5 protein-coding genes are annotated in these 6,301 nt (G+C 71.3%); all 5 read left to right on the top strand.

Annotated features, from left to right (window positions below; translation table 11 throughout):
• Positions 1–126 precede the first annotated feature (126 nt).
• Genes ACTHM3_RS06245 through ACTHM3_RS06225 form a run of 5 tightly spaced genes read left to right on the top strand, consistent with a single transcriptional unit; the run spans position 127 to position 6,298 of the window.
• Entirely contained in the window at positions 127–1,647 is a 1,521-nt protein-coding gene (locus ACTHM3_RS06245; RefSeq protein ID WP_440405243.1) for a sugar ABC transporter ATP-binding protein, read from the top strand.
• Positions 1,644–2,699 (top strand): ABC transporter permease, encoded by a 1,056-nt coding sequence (locus ACTHM3_RS06240; protein ID WP_440405242.1) that lies wholly within the window; start codon positions 1,644–1,646, stop codon positions 2,697–2,699. The genes ACTHM3_RS06245 and ACTHM3_RS06240 overlap by 4 nt, the downstream gene beginning before the upstream one ends.
• A complete protein-coding gene (locus ACTHM3_RS06235) occupies positions 2,696–3,697 on the top strand; it encodes an ABC transporter permease subunit (protein WP_440405241.1) in 1,002 nt (333 codons plus the stop codon). Before ACTHM3_RS06240 ends, ACTHM3_RS06235 begins: the two co-directional genes overlap by 4 nt.
• 50 nt (positions 3,698–3,747) lie before the next feature.
• Positions 3,748–5,286 (top strand): sugar ABC transporter ATP-binding protein, encoded by a 1,539-nt coding sequence (locus ACTHM3_RS06230; RefSeq protein ID WP_440405240.1) that lies wholly within the window; start codon positions 3,748–3,750, stop codon positions 5,284–5,286.
• A complete protein-coding gene (locus ACTHM3_RS06225; protein WP_440405239.1) occupies positions 5,279–6,298 on the top strand; it encodes a LacI family DNA-binding transcriptional regulator in 1,020 nt (339 codons plus the stop codon). The genes ACTHM3_RS06230 and ACTHM3_RS06225 overlap by 8 nt, the downstream gene beginning before the upstream one ends.
• Positions 6,299–6,301 lie beyond the last annotated feature (3 nt).

The raw sequence follows: 6,301 nt of genomic DNA, 5'->3' as shown, positions 1-6,301 counted from the left end.
TCCGGCCTCCCACCACCCCGCGCCCCCCCCGCCCCTCCCCCCGCCACATAACTTACCCCACCCCCCCCTCCCCGCGGCGCGGCACGCACATCCGCGGGCGCCGCGGCGTCCGAACCGAGGGCATCCATGTCATCAACGGTCGTCGCCGAGCTGCGCGACATCACCATCGCCTTCCCGGGGGTGAAGGCCCTCGACGGGGTCGATCTGGTCCTCCGTGCCGGGGAGATCCACGCTCTGATGGGCGAGAACGGCGCCGGCAAGTCGACGCTCATCAAGGCCCTGACCGGCGTGTACGCGATCGACGCCGGTCGCGTCGTCGTGGCGGGGGAGTCCCGACGCTTCACCAGCGCCGCGGACGCCCAGAACGCGGGCATCGCCACGGTGTACCAGGAGGTCAACCTCTGCACCAACCTGAGCGTCGGCGAGAACGTCATGCTGGGGCGCGAGGTGCGTTCCGTCGTCGGGATCGACTGGAAGGCCACCCATCGCGCCGCGCGCGAGGCCCTCGACGTGCTCGGACTCGACATCGACACGAAGTCGCTCCTGTCGACCCACTCGATCGCGGTGCAGCAGCTCATCGCCATCGCCCGCGCCACCGTGTCGCAGAGCACGGTCCTCGTGCTCGACGAGCCGACCTCGAGCCTCGACCGCGGCGAGGTCGAGCAGCTGTTCGCGGTCGTGCGCCGCATGCGCGACAGCGGCGTCGCCGTCCTCTTCGTCTCCCACTTCCTCGACCAGATCTACGAGCTCTGCGATCGCATCACCGTCCTGCGCAACGGGCGCCTGGTCGGCGAGTACGAGACCGCCGAGCTGCCCCCGCGCGAGCTCGTCGCCAAGATGCTCGGTCGAGAGCTCGCGCAGCTCGAGGCGATCGAGGATCGCGCGGAACACGTCGGGGGCGCTGACGCCGCGGTCCCCGTCCTCCGGGTCCAGGGCCTCGGCCGCAAGGGCGCCGTCACCGACGCCTCCGTGGAGCTGCGGCCCGGCGAGATCGTCGGGTTCGCCGGACTGCTCGGATCGGGGCGCACCGAGCTCGCCCGCCTGCTCTACGGGGCGGACCGCCCCGACGCCGGCAGTGCGGAGGTCGACGGCCGCCCGGTCCGCCTCACCAGCCCCCGCGCCGCGCTCGCCCATCGGATCGCCTTCTCCTCGGAGGATCGGCGCAACGAGGGCATCATCGGTGACCTCACCGTGCGCGAGAACCTGGTGCTCGCGGTGCAGGCGCAGCGCGGCTGGGCGCGTCCGCTCAGCCGGACCCAGCAGGACGCGATCGTGGAGCGGTACATGGGCCCACTCGGCGTCCAGCCCGCCGACCCCGAGGCGCTCATCCGCAACCTGTCCGGCGGCAACCAGCAGAAGGTGCTGCTCGGCCGCTGGCTGGCCACCGAGCCGCGGCTCATCATCCTGGACGAGCCCACCCGCGGCATCGACGTCGGCGCCAAGGCGGAGATCCAGCGCGCCATCACCGACCTCGCCGCCGAGGGCGTGGCCGTGCTCTTCATCTCGTCGGAGCTCGAGGAGGTCGTGCGGATCTCGCAGCGCATCTACGTCCTCCGGGACCGGCATATCATCGCCCAAGTCGTCAACGAGGAGGACATCGACGTGGACCGTATCGTCGCCGTGATCGCCGAGGAGAAGGTCGCGTGATCGCGCGGCGGATCGTGCGCCATCGGCTCTTCTGGCCCGTCGTCGCCCTCGTGCTCCTGGTGGCGCTGAACACCGTCTCCCGGCCGAGCTTCCTCAGCATCACCATCAAGGACGGCGCCCTCTACGGCTCGACCGTCGACATCCTCCGCAACAGCTCCCAGCTGATGTTGGTGGCGCTCGGGATGACCCTGGTCATCGCGACCCGCGGCATCGACCTCTCCGTCGGCGCGGTCCTCGCGGTCGCCGGGGCGGTCTCGCTGACGTTCATCGAGGCCTCCCCCCAGCCGGGATCCGTCGGCACCGTCGCGATCGCCGTGGCCCTCGGACTGCTCGTGACGCTCGTGCTCGGGGCGTGGAACGGATTCCTGGTGTCGGTCATCCGCATCCAGCCGATCATCGCCACGCTGCTGCTGATGTTCGCCGGCCGCGGCATCGCGATGCTCATCACGAAGGGGCAGATCACCACGGTGACGAGCGCGCCCTACGCGACCTTCGCCTCGGGCGTGGTCCTGGGCCTGCCGGTGGCGTTCCTCATCGCGGCCGTCGTGGTCGCGGGCGTGGCCCTCGTCGTGCGCCGCACGGCGCTCGGAGTCCTGATGGAGGCGGTGGGCATCAACCCGGAGGCCAGCCGGCTCGCCGGGGTGCAGTCGCGCGGCATCATCTGGTCGGTCTACGCGATCTCCGGGCTCCTGGCCGGGATGGCGGGCATCCTCTACAGCTCGAACATCATGGCCGCCGACGCCAACAACGCGGGCCTCAACATCGAGGTGGACGCGATCCTCGCAGTCGTGATCGGCGGCACCTCGCTGGCCGGCGGGAAATTCTCGATCGCCGGGACCGTGGTCGGGGTCCTCATCATCCAGACCCTCACGACATCGATCACCTTCCTCGGCATCCCGCCGGCGGTCACCCCCGTCTTCAAGGCCGTGGTCGTGATCGTCATCTGCCTCATGCAGTCGCAGCGGGTGCGTGCCTTGCTCGGCCTACGCCGTCGATCGGCCGTCCCGGCCGTGGGCCCGGCTCTCGACGCCACCGCGGCGGTGACCAAGTGACCGCGGCGGTGGAGACCTCCCGGTTCGGCGGTCGCTCGCGGGCGCTTCGCGACCGCCTCAACGCCTGGCTGCCGGTCATCGCGGCGTGCGTGATCCTCGTGCTCATGCTCGGCGTCGGGCAGGCCGTCTTCGGCGACTTCGTGTCGCCCCGACTGCTGTCGTCGCTGTTCGACAACAATCCCTACCTGATCGTGCTCGCCGTCGGGATGACGTTCGTGATCCTGACCGGCGGGATCGACCTCTCCGTCGGCTCGGTCATCGCGTTCAGCGGGCTGCTCGGCGCCCAGCTCTTCGCCGCGGGGTGGCCGGCCCCGATCGTCCTGCCGCTGATGGTGCTCTCGGGCACGGTCATCGGTGCGGTGGTGGGCGTCATGGTGGCGTTCTTCGACATCCAGCCGTTCATCGCCTCCCTCGCGGGCATGTTCCTCGCCCGCGGCCTCGCCTACGTGACGAGCCTGAAGTCGCTCCCCATCAACAACGAGGCGCTCGGCTGGCTGCTCGGGACGACCTGGGGGTTCGGCGACTGGACGACGACCCCCGGGGTCGTGCTCTCGCTGGTCCTCGTGGCGGTCGCGTTCTGGGTGTTCCACTACACGCGATTCGGGCGCACGGTCTACGCCGTCGGCGGCAACGAGCAGTCCGCACGGCTGATGGGCCTCGCGGTGACCCGCACGAAGTTCCTCGTCTACCTCATCAGCGGGACGTGCGCGGGGATCGCGGGTGTGCTGTTCGCCTCGTACACCCAGTCGGGAAACCCGCTCGCCGGGCTCGGCATGGAGCTGCAGGCGATCGCCGCCGTCGTCATCGGCGGGACGATCCTGACGGGCGGAAGCGGATACGTCATCGGCTCGCTCGTCGGGGTGCTCGTCTACGGCCTGATCCAGATCGCCATCACCTACATGAGCGTCGACTCGTGGTGGACCTACATCGTCATCGGCGTGATGCTCCTGATCTTCGTGGTGTTCCAGCGCGCGATCGCCGCTCGTCGACGGCGGTAGGCGGCGGTTCGGCGGCTAGTCTCGTGTCCGGTCGAGGTGAGGACGGGGCCGTGTCAGGTGACGCCGCATCGCCGGGAGCGCCGGTGCTCGAGGTGATCGACGCCGACGTGCGCTTCGTCGGCCAGGTCGCCCTCGAGAAGGCCTCGCTGCGGCTGTTCCCCGGCGAGGTCCACTCGCTGATGGGCGAGAACGGGGCCGGCAAGTCGACGCTGATCCGGGCCATCACCGGCGCCCAGGCGCTCGACGGCGGACGGATCCTGCTCCGCGGGCGCCCGGTGGTGTTCTCGCGACCAGCGGACGCCGTCGCCGCCGGCATCGGGGCCGTGTACCAGGAGATCGAACTCATCCCGGAGCTCTCGGTCGCCGAGAACGTGATGCTCGGCGACGAGCCGCGGCGCTTCGGCGGCATCGACTGGCGCGCGACGCGTCGGATGGCGGATGCCGCGCTCGGGGACCTCGGGATCCGCATCGATCCGGCGTCGTCCCTCCGGAGCCACTCGCCGGCGATCCAGCAGCTCGTCGCGATCGCCCGCGCCGTCCGGACACGCCCCGACGTGCTCGTGCTGGACGAGCCGACCTCGAGCCTCGACCAGGACGAGGTCGCTCAGCTCTTCGCGGTGATGCGCGCGCTCAAGCGCGAGGGGGTCGCGATCCTCTTCATCTCGCATTTCCTCGAGCAGGTCTACGAGATCGCCGACCGGCTGACGATCCTCCGGAACGGTCGGCTGGTCGGCGAGTACCTGACGTCCGACATCCTCCGCATCGAGCTCGTGGAGCGCATGCTCGGCACGACGGCGGCGACGCTCGACGACCTCGACGATCGGGATCGTGAGGAGCAGGGCGGCGACGCCCGTGTGGTCGCCGAGGCGACCGGTCTCGGGCGCGCACCGCGGATCGCGCCCTTCGACCTCGTCGTGCGCGAGGGGGAGATCGTGGGGTTCGCGGGGCTCCTCGGGTCGGGTCGCACCGATGCCGCCCGGCTCCTCGCCGGCGTGGACCGCCCCGATCGCGGCAGCCTCCGCGTCGAGGGGCGGGCGCTCCGGGCGACGTCGCCCCGAGCGGCGATCTCGGCCGGGGCGGTCTACTCCTCGGAGGACCGGAAGTCCGAGGGGATCATCGGGCAGCTGACCGTCCTGGAGAACATCCTGCTCGGTCTGCAGGGGCAGCTCGGCTGGCGGCATCGGATGTCGCGCGCACGGCAGCGCGAGCTGGCCGTGAGCTACATCGAGGCCCTCGGGGTCATCCCCGCGGACCCGGACGCGGCCGCCGGCACGCTGTCCGGCGGCAACCAGCAGAAGGTGCTGCTGGCCCGGTGGCTCGCGCTCGCGCCGCGGCTCCTCATCCTCGACGAGCCGACGCGCGGGATCGACGTCGGGGCGAAGGCCGAGATCCAGCGTCAGATCGTGTCGCTGGCGGAGAACGGCATGTCGGTCGTGTTCATCTCAGCGGAACTGGAGGAGGTGCTGCGATTGAGCGACCGCATCGTGGTGCTGCGCGAGCGCGAGGTCGTCGGCGTGGTCGACGGCGAGCAGCTCACCCCCGACCAGCTCCTCGCGCTCATCGCGCAGGGAGGCGGCGACGATGACTGAGCCCGGAGCGCCCCGCAGCGCCAACATCTTCGACGTCGCCCGCCTTGCGGGGGTCTCGCATCAGACCGTCTCGCGCGTCATCAACGCGCATCCCAACGTGAAGGCGGCGACGCGGGCCCGCGTCGACGAGGCGATCCGGCAGCTCCACTACCGGCCGTCCTCGGCTGCCCGGGCGCTGGTGACGAAGCGCTCCCGCACGATCGGCCTCATCACCAACCGCAGCGCCGACTACGGCCCGTCGATGCTGGCCCTCGCGGTCGGGGAGGCCGCGGCCGCGGCGCGCTACACCGTCGTCACGACCACGCTCGCCGACGCGCAGCCCGGCTCGGTGCGGGCGGCGATCGAGTCGCTCCTCCGGCAGAACGTCGAGGCGATGGTCCTCGTCGCCGTCGACATCGCGGTCGCCGACCTCGCCCGCGATCACGCGGCCGGCGCTCCCCTCGTGATCATCGCGGCGGAGGAGACCCCGCATCCCCGGTCGGTTTCCATCGACCAGTACGGCGGGGCGCGCCTCGCCACGCGGCATCTGCTCGGCCTCGGCTACGACACGGTCGCCCACATCGCCGGACCTCCGCGCAATCCGGACGCCGTGGAGCGCGTGCGCGGCTGGGTCGCGGAGCTCTCGGCCGCCGGCGCGCCCCCCGGACTCCGCATCGACGGCGACTGGTCGGCCGCGAGCGGCCACGCGGCGGGGATGATCCTTCCGGTCGAGCCCGGACGGACCGCGGTGTTCGTCGCGAACGACCAGATGGCGCTGGGGGTGATCGCGGCGCTCCGTGCGCGCGGGCACCGCGTGCCCGACGTGGTCAGCGTCGTCGGATTCGACGACATCCCCGAGGCCGGGTACTACTCGCCGCCCCTCACCACCATCCGGCAGGACTTCGAGGCGCTCGGCGCGCTCACGATGGACCGCGTCCTCGCCGTCATCGAGGGCGCGCCGCTGGATTCGCCGGAGAGGCCGATCCCGACCCGCCTCGTCGTTCGCGAATCGACCGCCCCGCCCCGCACCTGAGCC

It is taken from the genome of Pseudolysinimonas sp. (assembly GCF_051954455.1).
GTDB lineage: Bacteria > Actinomycetota > Actinomycetes > Actinomycetales > Microbacteriaceae > Pseudolysinimonas.
The sequence above is the reverse complement of the archived record's forward strand: the minus strand, read 5'-3'. Positions and strand labels throughout refer to the sequence as shown.

Bases quoted from the DNA above. Each gene is read 5' to 3' on its own strand.
- ACTHM3_RS06245 (WP_440405243.1), top strand. From the start codon at position 127: ATGTCATCAACGGTCGTCGCCGAGCTGCGCGACATCACCATCGCCTTC.
- ACTHM3_RS06225 (WP_440405239.1), top strand. From the start codon at position 5,279: ATGACTGAGCCCGGAGCGCCCCGCAGCGCCAACATCTTCGACGTCGCC.